16 protein-coding genes are annotated in these 19,199 nt (G+C 71.8%); 8 read left to right on the forward strand and 8 right to left on the reverse strand.

Going from position 1 to position 19,199, the window contains the following annotated elements; translation table 11 throughout:
• Window positions 1-20: 20 nt before the first annotated feature.
• Both ABZ622_RS28560 and eat read right to left on the reverse strand, forming a co-directional pair.
• Window positions 21-740 carry a gamma-glutamyl-gamma-aminobutyrate hydrolase family protein gene (locus ABZ622_RS28560; RefSeq protein WP_360547948.1) on the reverse strand — a complete coding sequence of 240 codons (720 nt, stop codon included), beginning with the start codon at window positions 738-740 and terminating at the stop codon, window positions 21-23.
• A gap of 123 nt (window positions 741-863) precedes the next feature.
• The gene (eat, locus tag ABZ622_RS28565) at window positions 864-2,333 is read right to left on the reverse strand and encodes an ethanolamine permease (RefSeq protein ID WP_360547950.1); all 1,470 of its coding nucleotides are present in this window, start codon (window positions 2,331-2,333) and stop codon (window positions 864-866) included.
• Between the two features lie 266 nt (window positions 2,334-2,599).
• On the opposite strand from eat, the gene ABZ622_RS28570 reads away from it, so the two are divergent.
• The 4 genes from ABZ622_RS28570 to ABZ622_RS28585 all read left to right on the forward strand — a co-directional run bounded on the left by ABZ622_RS28570 (window position 2,600) and on the right by ABZ622_RS28585 (window position 7,724).
• Complete coding sequence (locus ABZ622_RS28570; RefSeq protein ID WP_360547952.1) at window positions 2,600-3,964, forward strand: glutamine synthetase family protein; 1,365 nt, start codon at window positions 2,600-2,602, stop codon at window positions 3,962-3,964.
• Between the two features lie 103 nt (window positions 3,965-4,067).
• On the forward strand, window positions 4,068-5,456 hold the full coding sequence (locus ABZ622_RS28575) for an aldehyde dehydrogenase family protein (protein ID WP_360547954.1): 1,389 nt from the start codon (window positions 4,068-4,070) through the stop codon (window positions 5,454-5,456).
• A 5-nt stretch (window positions 5,457-5,461) separates the two neighbouring features.
• Complete coding sequence (locus tag ABZ622_RS28580; protein WP_360547956.1) at window positions 5,462-6,247, forward strand: 3-oxoacyl-ACP reductase; 786 nt, start codon at window positions 5,462-5,464, stop codon at window positions 6,245-6,247.
• 157 nt (window positions 6,248-6,404) lie between these two features.
• Window positions 6,405-7,724 (forward strand): haloacid dehalogenase-like hydrolase, encoded by a 1,320-nt coding sequence (locus ABZ622_RS28585; protein WP_360547958.1) that lies wholly within the window; start codon window positions 6,405-6,407, stop codon window positions 7,722-7,724.
• Between the two features lie 83 nt (window positions 7,725-7,807).
• On the opposite strand, the gene ABZ622_RS28590 is transcribed toward ABZ622_RS28585, so the two are convergent.
• Both ABZ622_RS28590 and ABZ622_RS28595 read right to left on the reverse strand, forming a co-directional pair.
• Complete coding sequence (locus ABZ622_RS28590; RefSeq protein WP_360547960.1) at window positions 7,808-8,719, reverse strand: alpha/beta hydrolase; 912 nt, start codon at window positions 8,717-8,719, stop codon at window positions 7,808-7,810.
• Window positions 8,712-9,320: a TetR-like C-terminal domain-containing protein gene (locus tag ABZ622_RS28595; RefSeq protein ID WP_360547962.1), complete on the reverse strand. Its 609-nt coding sequence runs from the start codon at window positions 9,318-9,320 to the stop codon at window positions 8,712-8,714. Before ABZ622_RS28595 ends, ABZ622_RS28590 begins: the two co-directional genes overlap by 8 nt.
• Window positions 9,321-9,491: 171 nt before the next feature.
• On the opposite strand from ABZ622_RS28595, the gene gndA reads away from it, so the two are divergent.
• The 3 genes from gndA to ABZ622_RS28610 all read left to right on the forward strand — a co-directional run bounded on the left by gndA (window position 9,492) and on the right by ABZ622_RS28610 (window position 12,979).
• Window positions 9,492-10,934, forward strand: a complete 1,443-nt coding sequence (gndA, locus tag ABZ622_RS28600; RefSeq protein ID WP_360547964.1) for an NADP-dependent phosphogluconate dehydrogenase — start codon at window positions 9,492-9,494, stop codon at window positions 10,932-10,934.
• A 168-nt stretch (window positions 10,935-11,102) separates the two neighbouring features.
• Complete coding sequence (locus tag ABZ622_RS28605; RefSeq protein WP_360547966.1) at window positions 11,103-12,182, forward strand: Dyp-type peroxidase; 1,080 nt, start codon at window positions 11,103-11,105, stop codon at window positions 12,180-12,182.
• Window positions 12,182-12,979 (forward strand): family 1 encapsulin nanocompartment shell protein, encoded by a 798-nt coding sequence (locus ABZ622_RS28610; protein WP_360547968.1) that lies wholly within the window; start codon window positions 12,182-12,184, stop codon window positions 12,977-12,979. Before ABZ622_RS28605 ends, ABZ622_RS28610 begins: the two co-directional genes overlap by 1 nt.
• A 1-nt stretch (window position 12,980) precedes the next feature.
• On the opposite strand, the gene ABZ622_RS28615 is transcribed toward ABZ622_RS28610, so the two are convergent.
• On the reverse strand, window positions 12,981-14,396 hold the full coding sequence (locus ABZ622_RS28615; protein WP_360547970.1) for a M64 family metallopeptidase: 1,416 nt from the start codon (window positions 14,394-14,396) through the stop codon (window positions 12,981-12,983).
• A 204-nt stretch (window positions 14,397-14,600) separates the two neighbouring features.
• On the opposite strand from ABZ622_RS28615, the gene ABZ622_RS28620 reads away from it, so the two are divergent.
• The gene (locus ABZ622_RS28620; protein WP_360547972.1) at window positions 14,601-15,977 is read left to right on the forward strand and encodes a helix-turn-helix domain-containing protein; all 1,377 of its coding nucleotides are present in this window, start codon (window positions 14,601-14,603) and stop codon (window positions 15,975-15,977) included.
• A gap of 352 nt (window positions 15,978-16,329) precedes the next feature.
• Here the strand turns inward: ABZ622_RS28620 and ABZ622_RS28625 are convergent, their stop codons facing one another.
• The 3 genes from ABZ622_RS28625 to panD are packed head-to-tail and all read right to left on the reverse strand — an operon-like array spanning window position 16,330 to window position 17,816.
• On the reverse strand, window positions 16,330-16,956 hold the full coding sequence (locus ABZ622_RS28625; RefSeq protein WP_360547974.1) for an aspartate/glutamate racemase family protein: 627 nt from the start codon (window positions 16,954-16,956) through the stop codon (window positions 16,330-16,332).
• Between the two features lie 42 nt (window positions 16,957-16,998).
• Window positions 16,999-17,361 carry a GNAT family N-acetyltransferase gene (locus tag ABZ622_RS28630; RefSeq protein ID WP_360547976.1) on the reverse strand — a complete coding sequence of 121 codons (363 nt, stop codon included), beginning with the start codon at window positions 17,359-17,361 and terminating at the stop codon, window positions 16,999-17,001.
• A 29-nt stretch (window positions 17,362-17,390) separates the two neighbouring features.
• Window positions 17,391-17,816 (reverse strand): aspartate 1-decarboxylase, encoded by a 426-nt coding sequence (panD, locus tag ABZ622_RS28635; RefSeq protein ID WP_360547978.1) that lies wholly within the window; start codon window positions 17,814-17,816, stop codon window positions 17,391-17,393.
• Window positions 17,817-19,199: the final 1,383 nt, after the last annotated feature.

The following is a 19,199-nucleotide window of genomic DNA, read 5'->3' on the forward strand; positions in this document are numbered from 1 at the left end:
TCACCGCCCGCGCCGGGCGGTCACGGTACGAGCGGGCCCTTCCAGGAGGCTGCGTGGTGCCGGGCCGCGTCCACGAGGGCGGCCATGACCCGGGTGTCGTGGCCCATCTCGGGATGCCACTGGACCCCCAGCACCAGGCTGTCGTGGCCGGTGAGTTCCACGGCCTCCACGGTGCCGTCGGCGGCATGGGCGCTCGCCGTGAGGCCGGCTCCCAGGCGGTCCACGGCCTGGTGGTGGTAGACGGGCACCACGTCCGGTTCCGCGACGGCCGCCGCGTACGCCGTACCGGCAACGGGAATGACGAGGTGTTCGCCGAAGACGCCGGGGCCGCCGGCGTGTCCGTCCAGGTGCTGGTGCAGGGTGCCGCCGAGCGCGACGTTGAGCAGTTGCATGCCCCGGCAGATGCCCAGCAGCGGGACGTGCCGGGCGATCGCCGCCTCGATCAGGGCGATTTCCCAGGTGTCGCGCTCGCGTGCGGGCGGACCGGTGCGGGGGTCGGACACCTCGCCGTAGCGGGCCGGTTCGACATCGGCGCCGCCCGCGATGACCACACCGTCCAGGGCCGCCACGGTCTCCCGTGCCGCGTCGGCGGTGTCGTCGGGCGGCAGCATGACCGCCAGGCCGCCGGCCGCCCGTACCAGACGCGGGTAGACGGCGGGCAGCAGGACGGCCGGTGTGTCCCAGACGCCCCATCGGGCCGGTTCCTGATAGGTGCTGATGCCGATGACGGGCCGGGCCATGGGCCCCTCCTCTGGTTCGTTCGCTGTTCATTCGCTGTTCGGTCGTGGCGCCGCCGCCGGCGCGTACGGGCGCGGTGGCGGCGGTGCGGGCATGCGTACAACACCCTTTTCGCGCGGTCCCGTTCAGTCCCGCGACAGTTCGGCCTCGGCCGCCGCAAGGGCGGCGAACTCCTCCTCCGGGGCGCTCGCTACGAGGCGGTGACGGCTGTAGAAGGCGAAGTAGGCCAGCGCCACCACGTACACGCCGAGCGCGATGAACGCGGCGTCCCGGTCCACCAGGAAGGTCGCCACCAGGGCCGAGCATGCCAGCACGAAGGCCACGGACGAGGTGAGCGCGCCGCCGGGCGTGCGGTAGGGCCGTTCCAGGTCGGGTTCGCGTCGGCGCAGCACGATGTGGGAGAGCGCCATCAGGGCGTAGCTGATGGTGGCGCCGAAGACGGCGACGTTCAGCATCCGGCCGCCGTTGCCGATCCAGGCGGCCAGTGCGAAGCCGATCGCGCCGGGGATCAGCAGGCCGAGGTAGGGGGACTTGCGGCGGTTGGTCAGTGAGAGGAAGCGGGGCAGGTAGCCGGCCCGGGAGAGTGCGAACAGCTGGCGGGAGCCGGCGAAGATCAGCGAGAAGAAGGAGGCCACCAGGCCCGCCAGGCCCGCGTAGTTGACGAAGCGGCTCAGCGCGGTGGGAGCGCCGTCGCCCTCCAGTGCGACGACGAGGGGGTTGCCCGCCTCCTGGATGGCCTTCGCGCCCTGTGCGCCGGTGGCGGAGAGGAAGGTGAGCACCGCGAGGCCCACCAGGACGGTGAGCGAGATGGCCAGCGCCCTCGGCATCGACCTGACGGGGTCCTTGGCCTCCTCGGCGGCGAGCGGCACGCCCTCGACGCCCAGGAAGAACCACATGCCGAAGGGGAAGGCGGCCCAGATGCCGAGGAGTCCGAAGGGCAGCCAGGAGGAGGAGCCGAGTGCGCCGGTGTCGACCGGGATGTCGTTGAGGCGGTCGGCGTCGAATTCGGTGAACGCGCCGATCGCGAAGATCAGCAGGGCGGCCACGGCGACGGCGGTCACGACCAGGCTGAACCGCAGTGCCTCGCCGACACCCCAGAGGTGGATCCCGATGAAGACGGCGAAGCAGGCGAGATGGACGGGCCATCCGGAGGTGAGCCCGAAGAGGCCGAGGGACTCGACGTAGTCGCCGATGAACAGCGAGATGGCGGCGGGGGCGAGGATGTACTCGATGAGGATGGCCGTACCGGTCAGGAAGCCGCCCCAGGTGCCCAGGGCGCGGCGCGCGAAACCGTAACCGCCGCCCGCGGTGGGCAGGATGGCGGAGAGCTCGGCCAGGGCGAAGACCAGGCACGCGTACATCAGGCCCATCAGCACGGTGGCCGCGGCGAGCCCGCCGAAGCCGCCCTTGGACAGGCCGATGTTCCAGCCGGAGTAGTCGCCGGACACGACATAGGCGACACCAAGTCCGGTGAGCAGGAGCCACCCCGCGCTGCCCCGGCGCAGCGTACGGCGGTGCAGGTACTCGTCCTTGCCGGTCACCGCGCCGGCCGTGTCGCCGGGTGGGCTGGTGGGTGTGTCGGTTCCCTGGGCCATGGGGCGCTCCAGATGTGTGTCGACGGCGCTGCGTCGAGGCGTGGCAGACGAAAAGGGCGCATCAAAGGTTCGTCGCCACACCTTTGTGGAACGTCAGGGGAAACACAAGGGGCGCGCGTCAAACAGTGGTTACGGATGTGTGCCCTGCTCGCGACGGGTACCCGGGCGCCTCCCGAGTCGATTCGGCACCGTCGGCCGGGCCCTCTTCCCAAGCAATGGTTTTCTGCCATACCTTACGGATCTCGGTGCACCCAAGGAGGAATCCCGTGGCAGACCGCACACCCCCGCTCGCCGTCGAGGAGCTGCGCTCGCTCGTGGCCGGCGGGGCCATCGACACCGTCGTCCTGGCTTTTCCCGACATGCAGGGCCGGCTCCAGGGCAAGCGGTTCGCCGCCGGGTTCTTCCTCGACGAGGTCCTGGAGCACGGTACCGAGGGCTGCAACTATCTGCTGGCCGTCGACACCGACATGAACACCGTCGACGGCTACGCGATGTCCTCCTGGGAGCGCGGCTACGGCGACTTCGCGATGGTCCCGGACCTGGACACCCTGCGGCTGCTGCCCTGGCACGAGGGCACCGCGCTGCTCGTCGCCGACCTCGCCTGGAACGACGGCGGCCCGGTCGTCGCCGCACCGCGCCAGGTGCTGCGCCGTCAGCTGGACCGGCTGGCCGGTCTCGGCTACCGGGCCCAGGTGGGCACGGAGCTGGAGTTCATCGTCTTCAAGGACACCTACGAGCAGGCCTGGGACCGCGGCTACCGCGGGCTGACCCCGGCCAATCAGTACAACATCGACTACTCCATCCTCGGTACCGGCCGCGTCGAACCCCTGCTGCGCCGCATCCGCAACGAGATGCAGGCGGCCGGGCTGACCGTCGAGTCGGCCAAGGGCGAGTGCAACCTCGGCCAGCACGAGATCGCCTTCCGCTACGACGAGGCGCTGGTCACCTGCGACCAGCACGCCGTCTACAAGACCGGTGCCAAGGAGATCGCCGCGCAGGAGGGCGTCTCGCTCACCTTCATGGCCAAGTACGACGAGCGCGAGGGCAACTCCTGTCACATCCACCTCTCGCTCACCGACGACAACGGTGACAACGCGATGTCGGGTGACGGCCCGGACGGCATGTCGGACCTGATGCGGCACTTCCTCGCCGGACAGCTCGCCGCCCTGCGCGACTTCTCCCTGCTGTACGCGCCGAACATCAACTCCTACAAGCGGTTCCAGCCCGGCTCCTTCGCGCCGACCGCCGTCGCCTGGGGCCACGACAACCGCACCTGCTCCCTGCGGGTGGTCGGCCACGGCCGCTCCCGCCGCTTCGAGAACCGGCTGCCCGGTGGCGACGTCAATCCGTATCTCGCCACCGCCGGACTGGTCGCCGCCGGGCTGTACGGCGTGGAGCACGAGCTGGCGCTGCCGGAGGTCTGCACGGGCAACGCCTACACCGCCGAGTACGAGCAGGTGCCGACCACCCTGCGCGAGGCCGCCGATCTGTGGGAGGCCAGCCCCATCGCCAAGGAGGCGTTCGGCGAGGAGGTCGTCGCGCACTACCTGAACATGGCGCGTGTCGAACTCGCCGCCTACGACGCCGCCGTGACCGACTGGGAGCTGCGCCGCTCCTTCGAGCGCCTGTGACCGCCGTCCCGTCCCGCACGTCCCCCGCACTCCCTTCGGGCCCCGCACGCCCTTCACACCCTTCACGCCCCTCACGTCCCTCACTCCCGATCGAGGCCCGTACGTGTCGCACCAGTCCGCACCGCACAGCCTGAGCGTCCTGAACCCGGCCACCGCCGAGGTCATCGCCACCGTCCCGACCACCGACGCCGCCGCTGTCGACGCGGCCGTCGCCCGCGCCGCCACCGCCCAGCGCGTCTGGGCCGCGGCGGCACCCGCCGACCGCGCCCGGCTGCTCCGCCGGTTCGCCGCCACCGTCGACGAACACATCGAGGAACTGGCCCTTCTGGAGGTCCGCGAGGCCGGTCACACCATCGGCAACGCCCGCTGGGAGGCGGGCAATGTGCGCGACCTCCTCGACTACTGCGCCGGCGGGGTCGAACGCCTGCTGGGCCGGCAGATCCCGGTCGCCGGCGGCATCGACTTCACCCTGCTGGAACCGCTCGGCGTCGTCGGGGTCATCGCCCCGTGGAACTTCCCGATGCCGATCGCCGCCTGGGGCGCGGCCCCGGCGCTCGCCGCCGGCAACGCCGTGCTGCTCAAGCCCGCCGAGACCACCCCGCTGACCGCGCTGCGCCTGGCGGAGCTGGCCCTGGAGGCCGGGCTGCCCGGCGGACTGTTCCAGGTGCTGCCGGGCGAGGGTCCGGTGACCGGCGCCGCCCTGGTGGACCACCCTGGCGTGGCCAAGATCGTCTTCACCGGCTCCACCCGGACCGGCAAGCACATCATGACCCGCTGCGCCGAACGCGTGAAGCGCCTCACCCTGGAGCTGGGCGGCAAGAGCCCCAACGTCGTCTTCGCCGACGCCGACCTGGAGGCCGCTGCGGCCGCGACGCCGATGTCCTTCCTGGACAACGCCGGCCAGGACTGCTGCGCCCGGACCCGCATCCTGGTCGAGCGCCCGGCCTACGAGCGCTTCCTCGATCTGCTGGCACCGGCCGTCGCCGCCGTGGTGGTCGGCGACCCGTCGGACGAGAAGACCCGGATGGGTCCGCTGATCTCGGCCGTCCAGCGGGAACGCGTGAGCGGGTTCGTGGATGCCCTGCCCGACGGCGTACGGACGATCCTCGGCACGGCACCCGACGGCCCCGGGTTCTGGTACCCGCCGACCGTGCTCGCCGGGGTGTCGCCCGATGCCCCGGTGGCCGTCGACGAGGTCTTCGGGCCGGTCGCCGTGGTGCTGCCGTTCGACGACGAGGCGGACGCCGTACGGCTGGCGAACGCCACGGAGTACGGTCTGGCCGGGTCGATCTGGACGCGTGACGTGGCCCGTGCCCTGCGGGTCGGCCAGGGACTGCGGGCCGGGAACCTCTCGGTCAACTCGCACTCCAGTGTCCGCTACGCCACCCCCTTCGGCGGCTACAAACAGTCCGGACTGGGGCGCGAGCTCGGCCCCGACGCACTCGCCGCCTTCACCGAAACCAAGAACGTCTTCATCAGCACGGAGGCCTGATCACCATGACCGACACCACCGCTGTCTGCCGCCGCCTGGTCGGCCGCACCGCCGTAGTCACCGGAGCCGGGAGCGGCATCGGGCTGGCCACCGCCCGGCGCCTGGCCGCCGAGGGCTCGCACGTCGTCTGCGCCGATGTGGACGAGGCGAGCGGCAAGGCCGCCGCCGAGGAGGTCGACGGCCTCTTCGTACGTACCGACGTCACCGACGCCGAGCAGGTCGAGGCGTTGTTCAAGGCCGCGTTCGACACATACGGCTCGGTCGACATCGCGTTCAACAACGCGGGGATCTCGCCGCCGGAGGACGACTCCATCCTGGAGACCGGTCTCGAAGCCTGGCGCCGGGTGCAGGAGGTCAACCTCACCTCCGTCTACCTGTGCTGCAAGGCCGCCATCCCGTACATGCGCCGCCAGGGCAAGGGCTCCATCATCAACACGGCGTCCTTCGTGGCCCGGATGGGCGCCGCCACCTCGCAGATCTCGTACACCGCGTCCAAGGGCGGCGTGCTGGCCATGTCGCGCGAGCTCGGCGTGCAGTTCGCGCGGGAGGGCATCCGGGTCAACGCGCTGTGCCCCGGGCCGGTCAACACTCCGCTGCTCCAGGAGCTGTTCGCCAAGGACCCGGAGCGGGCCGCGCGCAGGCTGGTGCACATCCCGCTCGGCCGGTTCGCGGAGCCCACCGAGATGGCCGCCGCCGTGGCCTTCCTGGCCAGCGACGACTCCTCGTTCGTCAACGCCACCGACTTCCTGGTCGACGGCGGGATCTCCGGCGCCTACGTCACCCCGCTCTAGGCGGCGTGCGGCGGGACCGCGGGTCGCCGCGGCCCCGGCCGTACGACCACGCCGCCCGGCCGGGCCGCCACCGGGCCTGCGGCCGGGCGTCACCGGACGCCCGGCCGTTCGCTCTGCCCCGTCCGCGATGTCCGCCCACACCACAGGAGTCCTCGACGTGCCCGGATCCCGTCCCGCATCCCGGACCGTGCGGCGTTCCGCCGCACGGCTGACCGTCGCCGCGCTCGCGCTGGCGGCGGCCCTGACCACCGTCACCGCACCCGCCGGCGCCCACGACCGTCCCGGCCGCGCCTGTCCGCAGCTGTCCGTCTCCACGGCCTGGTACGGGGCCAACCAGGCCCGTATCCAGCGGCTCATCGACCGCTACGGAAGCTGCTCGCCACACCACCGCGGCGGCCGGGCCGCGCCGGTGGCGGTCTTCGACTGGGACAACACCGTCATCAAGAACGACGTCGGTGACGCCACCATGTTCTGGCTGCTGCGCAACTCCCGGATCCGGCAGCCCGAGCACGGTGACTGGCGCACCACCAGCCGCCACCTCACCGACGCGGCGGCCGAGTCGCTGCGCGCCGCCTGCCCGGACGGCACCGGTCTCGACCGCACCCTGCCGACCGCGACCGACACCGCCTGCGCCGACGAGATCCTCTCCGTCTACAGCGAGGCCACCACCACCTCGGGGCAGGACGCCTTCGCCGGTTACGACCGGCGCACGACGGAACCCTCGTACGCCTGGCTGGCGCAGCTCACCCACGGCTGGACGGCGGCGCAGGTCCGCTCCTTCGCCGCCGCGGCCCGCGCCGAGAACCTGGCCGCCCCCGTGGGCGCCACCCAGCGGGTCGGCAGCACCACCGACGCCACCGGCTATGTCCGCTACTACGACCAGCAGCGGGACCTGATCCGCACGCTGCGCCGGGCCGGATTCGACGTGTGGATCGTCTCCGCTTCGCCGCAGCCCGTGGTCGACGTCTGGGCCAGGGGCGTCGATGTCGCGCCCGGGAACGTGATCGGCATCCGGTCCACCACCGAACGGGGCCGCTACACCTCGCACCTGAGCGCCTGCGGCACCGCGCGCCCCGGCGAGGACTCGCAGATCACCTACATCGACGGCAAGCGCTGCTGGATCAACAAGGAGATCTTCGGTGTGCGCGGTGCGGCCGCCTCCCGGGTGCAGGACCCCGCGAGACGGCCGGTGTTCGCCGCCGGGGACTCCGACACCGATGTGTCGATGCTCCGTGACGCGACCGGGCTGCGACTGGCCCTGAACCGCAACAAGGCCGAGCTGATGTGCCGTTCCTACGACGACGCGGACGGCAAGTGGCTGGTCAACCCCATGTTCATCGCGCCGAAAGGCCGGCTGAACGGCGCCTATCCGTGTGCCACCACCGGCTACACCGCGTCGAACGGAACCTCGGGGCCGGTGCTCCGCGGCGACAGCAGTGTGATCCCCGATCAGCCCGACACCGTCTTCGCGGGCTGACGTCCGGTACGCGTGGTGGCCGGGGCCGGCGGATCCGGCCGCCCCAGCCACCACGAGCCCCGCGTCTCAGCCGCTGACGCGCATCACGGTCCGTGATTGCCGTTCAGAGGCGCCCGCGCCCTCTCCGGCGCGGGGTCGCACAGCACCTCCCGCAGTCGCGCGGCGAACGCCTCGGGGTCCTCGACACAACCGATGTGCCCGCCGGGGAACTCCACGAGCCTGCCGATCCCCCGGTCCGCCAGCCGGACACCGGGAATCGCCGTCAGCAGGTTGCGGGAGTCCTCCCCGACACCGATGACCAGCTTCTCCGCGCCGCGTCCCAGGGCCGCCGGGTCCGGCACGTGACCGCTGAACGAACACAGCACATGCTCCAGGAACACCGGGAGGTTGGCCCCCATCCGCCGGAACGCCTCGGCCTCCCGCGCGGTGGGTTCGGGCGCCGCCCGGTGCCCGCCCCCGGCCGGCCCAGGGGCCTCCGGGTCCGTCAGCCCTTCGGTCATGGTGGCCAGCGCCGCGGTCACCCCGTCCCTGCGGAAGGAGTCGCGCACCGCGGCGAAGAGCCTGCGTCCCCGTTCCGGATCGGGCAGCAGTTCCACCAACGGCGGTTCGTGCGCGACCACTCGGTGCAGCCGCTCCGGGTGGCGCGAGAGCAGGTCCAGCGCGACGATCGCGCTCGAACTGGAGCCGAAGACCGCCACCGGCCCGCCGTCCGGCGACAACAGCTCGATCAGCCGGTGGGCATCCTCGCTCTGCACCGCCACCCGCTGGTCCTCCGGCGCGCCGTCGAGAACGCTGCGCGAGTAGCCGCGCGGGTCGAGGGCCGCGACCGTCCAGCTGTCGGCCAGTCGCGCCGCCATCCGGTCGTAAAGCCCCGCGTCGCCGCTGCCGCCCGGCATCAGCAGCAGCAGCGGGCCCTCGCCGCGCACCTCGTAGTACAGCGTCGCCCCGGGCACCTTCAGCTGTCCGGTGCGCTCCGGCAGCATGTGGTCAGCCATGTCCGTCCTCCCCCTCGTCGGCGTCTTCACCCGTGGCGGACGGCCAGTGCTCCAGCAGGAAGTGCAGGGCTTCGACGGAGCGCTCCCAGGACGTCTGTACGTCGCGGGGCGCGCCGAAGCCGCCGCTCGCCTCCAGGGCGCAGTAGCCGTGGAAGGTACTGCGCAACAGCCGTACCGCGTCCGTCAGATCGGGCTCGGCCAGTCCGTAGGCGCGCAGCATCGCGCCGGTGGTCTCGACGGTGCGGTGGAACGCGGTCGACCCGGCGACGATCTCGGGGTCGACCCGCATCTGCGTCGCCTCGTACCGTCCGGGCCGCTCCAGCGCGAAGGCCCGGTAGGCGTCGGCGAACGCGACCAGGGCGTCCTTCCCGGCCCGGCCCGCGACCGCGGTGCCGATCCGGTCGATGAACTCCCCGGCGGCCAGCAGGGCGACCCGGGTACGCAGGTCGTGCAGATTCCTGACGTGCGAGTACAGGCTGGCGTCCTTGACCCCGAAGCCGCGGGCCAGTGCGGAGATGGTGACCTTGTCGAAGCCGATGGAGTCGGCCAGATCGGCCGCCGCGGCCACCACGCGTTCGGTCGTGAGACCCGCGCGAACCATTCGCCACCTCCGTCGAAACCAACCTAGACACCCTAGGTATTTTCCTAATATACACAGGTGACTCCATCCGGGCGACGCCGAACGGGCCGTTGCGGCACCCCGTATCCATACTGAAGATCCCGGCATTGCTGAAGGCCCGGGCATCCCCGAAACAGATTGCAGAGCACACAGATGAGCGGCACTGCACAGATCGGCGTCACAGGTCTCGCGGTCATGGGCCGCAACCTCGCACGCAACTTCGCCCGCAACGGATTCACGGTCGCGCTGCACAACCGGACGACCGCGAAGACGGACGCGCTGGTCGAGGAGTTCGGCGACGAGGGTTCCTTCGTCCCCGCACACACCCCGGAGGAGTTCGTCGCGGCGCTGGAGCGTCCGCGCAGGCTCGTCGTCATGGTGAAGGCGGGCGATCCCACCGATGCCGTGATCCAGGAGTTCGCCCCGCTCCTGGAAGAGGGCGATGTCGTCATCGACGGCGGCAACGCCCACTTCGAGGACACCCGCCGTCGGGAGAAGCAGCTGCGCGAGCGCGGCATCCACTTCGTCGGCGTCGGCATCTCCGGCGGCGAGGAAGGCGCGCTGAACGGCCCGAGCATCATGCCGGGCGGTTCGGCCCGGTCGTACGAGTCGCTGGGGCCGCTGCTGGAGAAGATCGCCGCCCGGGCGAAGGACGGCACCCCCTGCACCACCCATATCGGCCCCGACGGGGCCGGCCATTTCGTGAAGATGGTCCACAACGGCATCGAGTACGCGGACATGCAGCTGATCGCGGAGGCGTACGACCTGCTGCGCGCCGTGGCCGGGTACTCCCCCGCGAAGATCGCCGAGACCTTCCGCAGCTGGAACACCGGCCGCCTCGACTCGTATCTGATCGAGATCACGGCGGAGGTCCTCGCCCACACCGACGCGGCGACCGGGAAGCCCTTCGTGGACATCGTCCAGGACCGGGCCGAGCAGAAGGGCACGGGCCGCTGGACGGTGCAGGTCGCGCTCGACCTCGGGGTGCCCGTCTCGGGCATCGCGGAAGCCGTCTTCGCCCGTTCGCTGTCCGGGCACGCCGATCTGCGCGAGGCGGCGCGGGACCTGCCGGGTCCGTCGCCGACCCCGCTCGGCGAGCAGGAGGCCGCCGCCTTCGCCGACCGGGTGGAGCAGGCGCTGTACGCGTCCAAGATCGTCTCGTACACGCAGGGCTTCCACCAGATCCGGGCGGGCGGCGAGGCGTACGACTGGAACATCGACCTCGGCGCGGTGGCGTCGATCTGGCGGGCCGGATGCATCATCCGGGCGGCTTTCCTGGACCGGATCCGGGCGGCCTACGACGCCCGTCCCGACCTGCTGAGCCTGCTGTCCGACCGGCAGTTCGCCGAGGAGATCGGCGCGGCCCAGGACGACTGGCGGGCGGTGGTCGCCGAGGCCGTCCGGCAGGGGGTGCCCACGCCGGGCTTCGCCGCCGCGCTCTCGTACTACGACGGACTGCGTGCCGACCGGCTGCCCGCGGCACTCACCCAGGGGCAGCGCGACTTCTTCGGCGCGCACACCTACCGTCGCACCGACCGCGAGGGCTCGTTCCACACACTCTGGGGCGGCGACCGGTCGGAGGTCGTCGCGGGCTGAGGCGGCGACGGCGGGGCGGGCCCACCGGCCCGCCGTCGGGCTCACCCGGCCGGGTGAGCCGGATGGCGACGGCGTCGCGCCCGTGCGTAAGTAGCAGCGGACCCATGTCCCGTCCGCACCACAGGTCCACGGCCCTTCCCCGACGTTGCCACCCCAGGGAGCCTTCGTATGCCCGACGCCACCGCGGAACCGGACCCCACCGCGGCCCAGCCCGTCGTCGCGCCACTGACCAGCGCCGCACTCATCCTGGTGGCCACGATCGAGCCCGGTGGCGAACCCGCTGTGCGCGAGGTGCTGCCCGATCTCGCGGCCTTCGCCCGCTCCATCGGCTTCCGGTTCCCCGACGCCGGGCTGGCCTGTGTGACCGGCATCGGCTCGGGGGCCTGGGACCGGCTGTTCGACGGGCCGCGGCCGGAGCAGCTCCACCCGTTCCGGGAACTGCACGGCGCCAAGCACCATGCGCCGGCCACCCCGGGGGATCTGCTGTTCCACATCCGGGCCGAGCGGATGGACGTGTGCTACGAGTGGGCGACCCAACTGCTCGACCGGCTCGGCGGAGCGGTGACCGTGGTCGACGAGACGCAGGGTTTCCGCTACTTCGACCACCGGGACCTGCTCGGTTTCGTCGACGGCACGGAGAACCCGGTGGGGGCGGACGCCGTCTCGGCGGCCCTGGTCGGCGCCGAGGATCCCGCGTTCGCGGGCGGCAGCTACGTCATCGTGCAGAAGTACCTGCACGACCTCACGTCCTGGAACGCGCTGAGCACCGAGGAGCAGGAGCGCGTCATCGGGCGCACCAAGTTCGACGACATCGAGTTCGCCGACGACGCCAAGCCCGCCGACTCGCACATCGCTCTCAACACGATCACCGACCCGGACGGCACGGAGCACGACATCCTGCGGGCCAACATGCCGTTCGGCAGTTTCGGACAGGGGGAGTTCGGCACGTACTTCATCGGCTACGCCGCCGATCCGGGGATCACCGAGCAGATGCTCCGCAACATGTTCCTCGGCAGTCCGCCCGCCACCCACGACCGCATTCTCGACTTCTCGACGGCGGTCACCGGAACGCTCTTCTACGCCCCCGGCACCGACTTCCTCGACGCCCCGCCGCCCCCGCCCTCGTCGGCGGGGGCCGACACCGTGCCGGAGCCCGCGTCCGCGCCGGTGACGGCGAAGACCCCGGCCCCGGCCACTCCGGCCGACGGTTCGCTGCGCATCGGCAGCCTGCAAGAAAGCGCCCAGTGATGAACAATCTCCACCGCGAACTCGCCCCTGTCACGGAAGCCGCCTGGGACCAGATCGAAGAAGAGGCCCGGCGCACCTTCAGCCGCCATGTGGCGGGCCGCCGGGTCGTCGACGTCACCGGTCCGGACGGCCCCGAACTGGCGGCCATCGGCGACGGTCATCTGCGCGACATCGATCCGCCCACCCCGGACGTGATCGCCCGGGCCCGCACCTCGGTGCCGGTCATCGAGTGGCGTGTGCCGTTCACGGTGACCCGGTCGGCCGTGGACGACGTCGAGCGCGGCTCGGACGACAGCGACTGGCAGCCCGTCAAGGACGCCGCCCGCACCTGTGCGTTCGCCGAGGACATGGCGATCATCGACGGCTACGCCTCGGCCGGGATCACCGGCCTGCGGGACGGCTCCTCGCACGCGCCGCTGTCGCTGCCCGCCGATGCCCGGGACTACCCGGCCACCGTCAGCCAGGCGCTGACCCGGCTGCGGCTGTCCGGTGTCGACGGCCCGTACCGGCTGCTGCTGGGCGCCGACGCCTACACCGAGGCGACCGAGACCTCGGACCACGGGTACCCGGTCGCCACCCACCTGGCCCGGCTGCTGGACGACCAGATCCTGTGGGCGCCCGCCGTCACGGGCGGGGTGCTGCTGTCGACCCGTGGCGGCGATTTCGAACTGCGCCTGGGCCAGGACCTGTCGATCGGCTACCAGGACCACGACGCCACGAGCATCCGGCTCTACTTCCATCAGGCGTTCACTTTCCGGATGCTGACGCCCGAGGCCGTGGTCCCGATCATCGCCTGACCTACCGCCCCCGGTGTCCGGTCGCCCTGACGTTCCAGGTCAGGGTGTCGGTGGCCAGGGCACGGACGGCGGGGTCGCGGATGGCGTCCGTACGGTCGACGGCCTCGGCGGTCACCCGGTGGGCCCGGCCGTCCGCGCGGACCCCGAGCGCTGCCGGGGTGAGCGCGGTCCGTCCACGGGCGAACGCCTTCTCCACGCCGTCCACGTACCAGCGCAGCTCGGGCCTGGCGAGACCGGGCCGATGGGTGCGGGATCCGGTGGCGGTCGCGGCAGCCGAGGTATTGAGGTCCGCCGGGCGCACGGCGATGCGCCGGCCCGGACCGATCGCGTTTCCGGTGTCGACGGTGCTGCTCAGCGCGTTGCCCGCACGGTAGAACCCGGCGATCATCGCCTCGCGCCCGGGCAGGTTGAACTCGGTGTTGCTCAGTTCCCGCATGATCGACGACTCGGTGGGGCGGTTGAGCCCGAGCGGGTAGTAGGCGCTGCCCTCGAACGTACCGACCGTGCCGCCCGCCGGATCGCTCTGCCCGAGCCAGCGGTACCACTTGGCCCGCTTCTCGGTGAGCTGCGCGGCGGTGTAGGTGGTGGAGTTGATCCCGCCCGGCTCGCCGCCGGTCCACGTCCCGTACTCGGGATACGTGTACTCGTCGTCCAGCAGGCCGACCGAGTGCCCGATCTCGTGGGCGGCGATCAGGCTGGACGACGCGTGGTCGGAGGAGAGGGTCGAGACCCCGTTGAAGGGACGGCCCTCGGCCAGGAGGCCGGAGTAGCCCGCGCCCCCGTACTTGGTGGAGTTGGCGATCACGACCACGAGGTCGGCGGCCGGCGCCTTCGCGGCGTACGCGGCCACCTTGTCGATGTCGGTGCAGATGAGCCGCTCGATGTCGGAGCACCAGAAGTAGCTGCCGAGCGCGGTGTCCTTGACGGTGTCCGCACCGGGATCGCCGCTGATGCCGGACTCGTCGGAGACCGCGTCGACGGTCCATACGTTGAAGAGGCCCTGGTAGCTCTTGTAGGGCTCCAGGGCGGTGATGTCGGCCCACTTGGCGGTGGCGTCGGTGTGGAAGTCGCCCTGCTGGCCGGCCGTGTAGCCGTCGCCGATGATCACGATGTCCAGCCGGTCGTCGGACGGACCGGTCACCGCCTGTTCACCCACCGTGCCGTCGACGGCGGCCTCGGCCGCGCTCGGTAGCGCGGCGGACTTCCCTTTCCGTACAGGGGTGTTGGCGGGGACCTCGACGGTCCGGCCCGGCCCGCCAGGGTCGGGGAAGTACTCGGCGGCGACGTGCCGGTCGCCGCCGGCACCCGTGGGGACGGCCGAGGCCGGCGCGGTGGCGGCGGTCGCCGCCAGGAGGCCGGCGAGGGCGACCGCCGCCAGAGCTCCTGTCGCGCGACGCGTGTGGGGGCGTATTCGCATGGCCAACTCCTACGGATGCGGGGCGACTTGCAGGGCACGGACAGCACGTAACCCATGAGTTAACTCGACTTAATGCGATGATTAACCTAGAGGCGCGCGGGACTTCGAACAAGACCCGAACACCGGGTGGTTGATGCTCGTAACCGGGCAATTACGATGCAGGGACCGCATTTCGGAGCGGGGCGAGGCGGAAGGGGCGGCGCGATGGACGAGAAGCGCACAGCGAGCGGGGGCGCGGGGGCCGGGGGCGACCCCGGAGCCGTCGGCCGCCGGGTCCAACGGCTGCGCACCGAGCGCGGTCTGACGCAGCGGCAGCTCGCGGAGCCCGCCTACACCCCCGCCTACGTCTCCACACTGGAGGCGGGCCGGGTGCGCCCGTCGGAGGCGGCGGTGCGCCACCTCGCGGAGCGGCTCGGCGTCAGCTACGAGGAACTGGCGACGGGGCGCCCCGCCCATCTCGCGACCGGTCTGCGGCTGAGGCTGGTCGAGGCCCAGCGGACGCTGGCCACCGGCGCGGCCGAGGCCGCCGCCACCGCCTACGCCGGCCTGCTCGCCGAGGCCGTCCGGCACGGGCTCCCGGACGAACGTGCCGCGGCGGTGCTCGGGCTGGGCCACTGCGCGCTGGAGACGGGCGATCTGCCCGCGGCCCGCGAGCACTTCGAGGCCGCGGAGAAGCTGCTGGCCGGCGCCCCGCTCCCCCGGCGCGCCCCGGCCGTCCGGGGCAGAGCCGTGGCCCACCTCCTGGCGGGCGAACTCCGGTACGCCTGCTATCTGCTGGAGAGCGCGATCGACGAGCTCAACACCTCGGGCCTCCAGGACCCCGGCGCACTGTTGCTTCTCTACACGGCCGCGATCGCCCCGTACATGGACATGGGCGCCCATGCCCGCGCCGCCCAGGCGGGTGAGCTGGCGCTGGCCCTGGCACCACAGGTGTCCGATCCGGAGCTGGTCGCCGGACTGCACCGGAGCGTCGCCCGTACGCTCATAGCGGCGGGCCGCACCGCGGAGGCGGATGCCTCACTGGCCAGGGCGGCCGAGATCTACCAGCAGCTGCAGATCCGTACCGAGCTCGCGCACTGCCACTGGATGCGGGGCTATGTACACGCGCAGGACGGCGACCTGTCCGGCGCCGAGACCGAGCTGCGCGCCGCCCGCGACATGCTGGCGTCGAAGCGGGCGGCCCTGTACACGTCCCAGGTCGAGGTAGAGCTGGCGGATGTGCTGCGCCGGCGCGGAAAGACCACCGAGGCCCGGGAGCTGCTGCACCGGCTCCTCGGCGAACTGCACCCGGACCGGGGATCGGTCCACGCGGGCGGCGCGCACCGGCTGCTGGGCCTGATCCACGAGGAGGCGGGCGAGCTCGATTCGGCCGAGGAGCACTACGTCACCGCGCTGGCCCTGCTGGAGCGGGCGGGCGCCGCCGGGGACCTCGCGGACATCTGCCGGCTGCTGGGCGATCTGCTGCGGCGCGTGGGCCGGACCGAGGCGGCGATGGACGCCTACCGGACCGGGCTCGGCCACCGGGCGTCCCCCGGCAGCACCACACTCGGCCCGGCGCCGATCCGCCCGCCCACCGCGTGAGCCCGGCCGTACGAAGGCTGCCCGCCCGTCGTCACCCGCCCTGGCGGGGTGAGGGCTCCGGGGCCGGGGCGGGGCGAGGTTCGGGCGGCTTCGGGATCGGGTTCGGCGCGGGGCCGGGCGGGACGGGACCGGGTGGCGGAGGAGGCGGCTCCGGCAGCGGCGACGGCGGCCCGGGCATCGGTCCGGGGGTGGGCGCCGGCGGCACCGGGTCGGGGTACGGATTCGTCATCGGGGGCCTCCGAACGGTTCGGGTGGAGCTGCTTCCACCGTCTCCCGGAGCGGCTGCCCGCGCCTGGCGAGTCCAGGGGCGGAGGTTCCGGATGACCGGCCGGGGGCCGACGGGCGTACGGGGTCAGCGTGCCGCGGCGGCCGCCGCGTCGAGACCCGGCCCGGGGCTGGAGAGCACCGGAATGCGGGTGACCGTACGGGTGACCGCGTCGGCCATGGACGCCTGCGCCAGCACGATGGCATCACAGTCCGTGACCGCGTCGGCCGCGGCCGCGACGAGGTCCAGATAGCCGTCCCGGTCACCGGCCTCGAAGCGCGCCCAGGCACCGTCCACCACGACCGTGCGCACGTCGACGGCCCGGTCCCCCGCCTCCTCGGCGAGCAGCGCGAGGGTCGGTGCCAGAGTGCTGGTGATCGACGCCAGCACCACCACTCGGTCCCGTGCCGCGGCGGCGGCCGCCATCGGGCGGTCGACGCGCAGCACCGGAACACCGAGCGTCGCCGACTCCGCCTCGGCGACGGCGCCGATCGTCGAACAGGTGCAGAGCACGGCGCGGGCGCCGTCCGCGACGGCGCCCGCGAGCAGCGCCCCGACATCACCCGCCACCGCTTCGGGGCCCGACTCCCTGGCCCTGGCGAGCAGGTCCTCGCGCACCAGGTGACGCAGCGCGAGTCCGGGATGACCGGCATCCCGGAGCGCGTCGAAGACCGGTATGTGGGCCGGGGAGGTGTGCAGCAGCGCGAGCGTCATCTGCCGAACGGTACAGCCCCCGGCCGACGTGGCCGGCGTGGGTCAGTACAGCTCGGGATGGGACTTGAGCTGCGTCTTCGCCTGTTCCACCAGTTCGGCCGGGGCCTCGGGGGCCTGGTCGGGGTGGCGCAGCGCCCACTTCGCGGCGTACGGGCAGAGCGGCACCACGGGCACACCTTCCCGGGCCGCCATGGCGTAGAACTCCTGGACGAGGGCGCCCGCGATGCCCTTGCCCTCGTGGCCGGGCTCGACGACCGTGTGCACGGCGACGAGTGCGGCGGGGTCACCGTCCATCACGAAGTACGCGATGACTCCGGCGGCCTTGCCGCTCTCGTACGCGAGCAGGTTCCCGCTCGCCCGGTCGTCGCGGATGTCGAGTTCGACGCGCTCGTTCTGTTCTGCCATGACGATTCTCCCTGATGTGGCCGGACGGGTCAGCGCGCCGCCGGAACGGCGTGCGGGCTCCGTTCGGTGTCGGTGCCGGGTACGGGGGCCGAAACGTCGGCTCCGACTTCGATGATCCGGTTGTCGGCGTCGACGTGCACGACGCGGGGCTTCAGACCGCGCGCCCCGGCGTCGTCGACCTGGGCGTAACTGATCAGGATGACCAGGTCACCGGGGTGGACGAGGTGGGCGGCGGCGCCGTTGATGCCGATGACACCGGAGCCGCGTGCGCCCTCGATGACATACGTCTCCAGGCGGGCACCATTGTCGATGTCGACGATGTGCACCAGCTCGCCGGGCAGCAGATCCGCCGCCTCCATCAGCTCGGCGTCGATGGTGACGGAACCGACGTAGTGCAGGTCGGCCTGGGTCACCGTGGCTCGGTGGATCTTGGACTTGAACAGAGTACGCAGCATCTTGGACTCCTGGATGACGGCTCCCTGCCAGCTTTTTGCAGGTCAAGGGCGGTATTCACCGTACACCGGAACGCGTCGGACTCGGAGATGGTGAGGAACATGGTTTCACTCCGAGGAGAAGGCTCCCTGCCTGCGCTTCCGCGGGAACCAGGTTGTCGATATGCCGCCCACCAGGGGTCTGCTCAGGCAGCCGTCCGGAAGGGAATGACGCTGACCAATTGCTGACTCACCTGACGACAAATCAGGCACACGAGGGTCACAGGACGGGCAACCACGGCCTGCACTCACAAGACCATCCCGAAACACCAACTACGTGGATCAGATGCCCTCTTTACTGCCGAACTGCCGAGAAGCTGGCCCAACTCCCCCCGGTCGAGGCATACATCTGGTCGACCGAGGACACGGAGCGGGCCTTCCCTCACGGCGCGTTACCCATCCGATGCCGTCCCCGGGTGACGCAGCACGGTGGGGACACGCAGACGGCATTCGGGCAGTCCACAGGGCGCGGCCGGGCAAGCCAATCGCGACGGGGAGGCAGGCCCGCAAGGGGTCAGCGCAGGTGATTGGCCGTGGCCTTCCATGCGCCGCGAATGTTGCGTAGAAGTCGATGAAGGGGGCCCAGGCGGTGCCGGCGCCGCGCGCGAAGGTCCTGACATGCCATTGGCTGGAGCAATGATCGGCCCGAAGTGTTACGGGGCATGGACGTCTTGCCCACGTCATGTGCCAGGAGTCCCGCGTGTACAGGTTGTTCGAGTGGAGCCGCCGGGAGCAGCATCCGCATGCTGGCCCACACGGCGGCTTCGTCCACCGGCTCGGCAGCATCCGCGCTCGCGCCGCTCGCGTCGCTCGCTCTTCGGCGGAGTGATCAGTGAGGTGGCCGGGCCGTCCCGGGGCGGAGAGGGGCGGGGCGGCGCCGCCCGGCGGTGGGGCCCGCAGGTGCCGCCGATTTCACCTGCGCGATGCCGGCGGCGGCGCCACGTGGGCTCACGTTCCGCAGGCCTGGCACGCGCATCAGGCACTCAGCCACCCGAGCCGGTTCTGTGGTCCGTCGGTGGCGCAGTCGGCCGCACCCGCTTGCGCCTGTCGTCGTGCTCCCGCACAACGCTGAACAATCGCCCTGGTCGAGATGTACGGATCTATCTCTGCGGCGGATCGGAAGACCCGGATCGCAGAACGCTGCTCGCCGGCGGACTCGTGGTCGCCTCGGTCGCACTCACGGGGTGCTCCTCGACGAGCGCCACACCACTGGCGGCCAGTACTTCGCCGAACACGCGGCCGAGCACGCCCACCGAGGCATTCGCGAGACTGATGGACGGCAACGAACGCTGGGTGAGCGGAGACCTTCGGCATCCCGACCGGGATCCGAACCGACGCGAGTTCGTG

It is taken from the genome of Streptomyces sp. NPDC007164, from assembly GCF_040634135.1.
Lineage (GTDB): Bacteria > Actinomycetota > Actinomycetes > Streptomycetales > Streptomycetaceae > Streptomyces > Streptomyces sanglieri.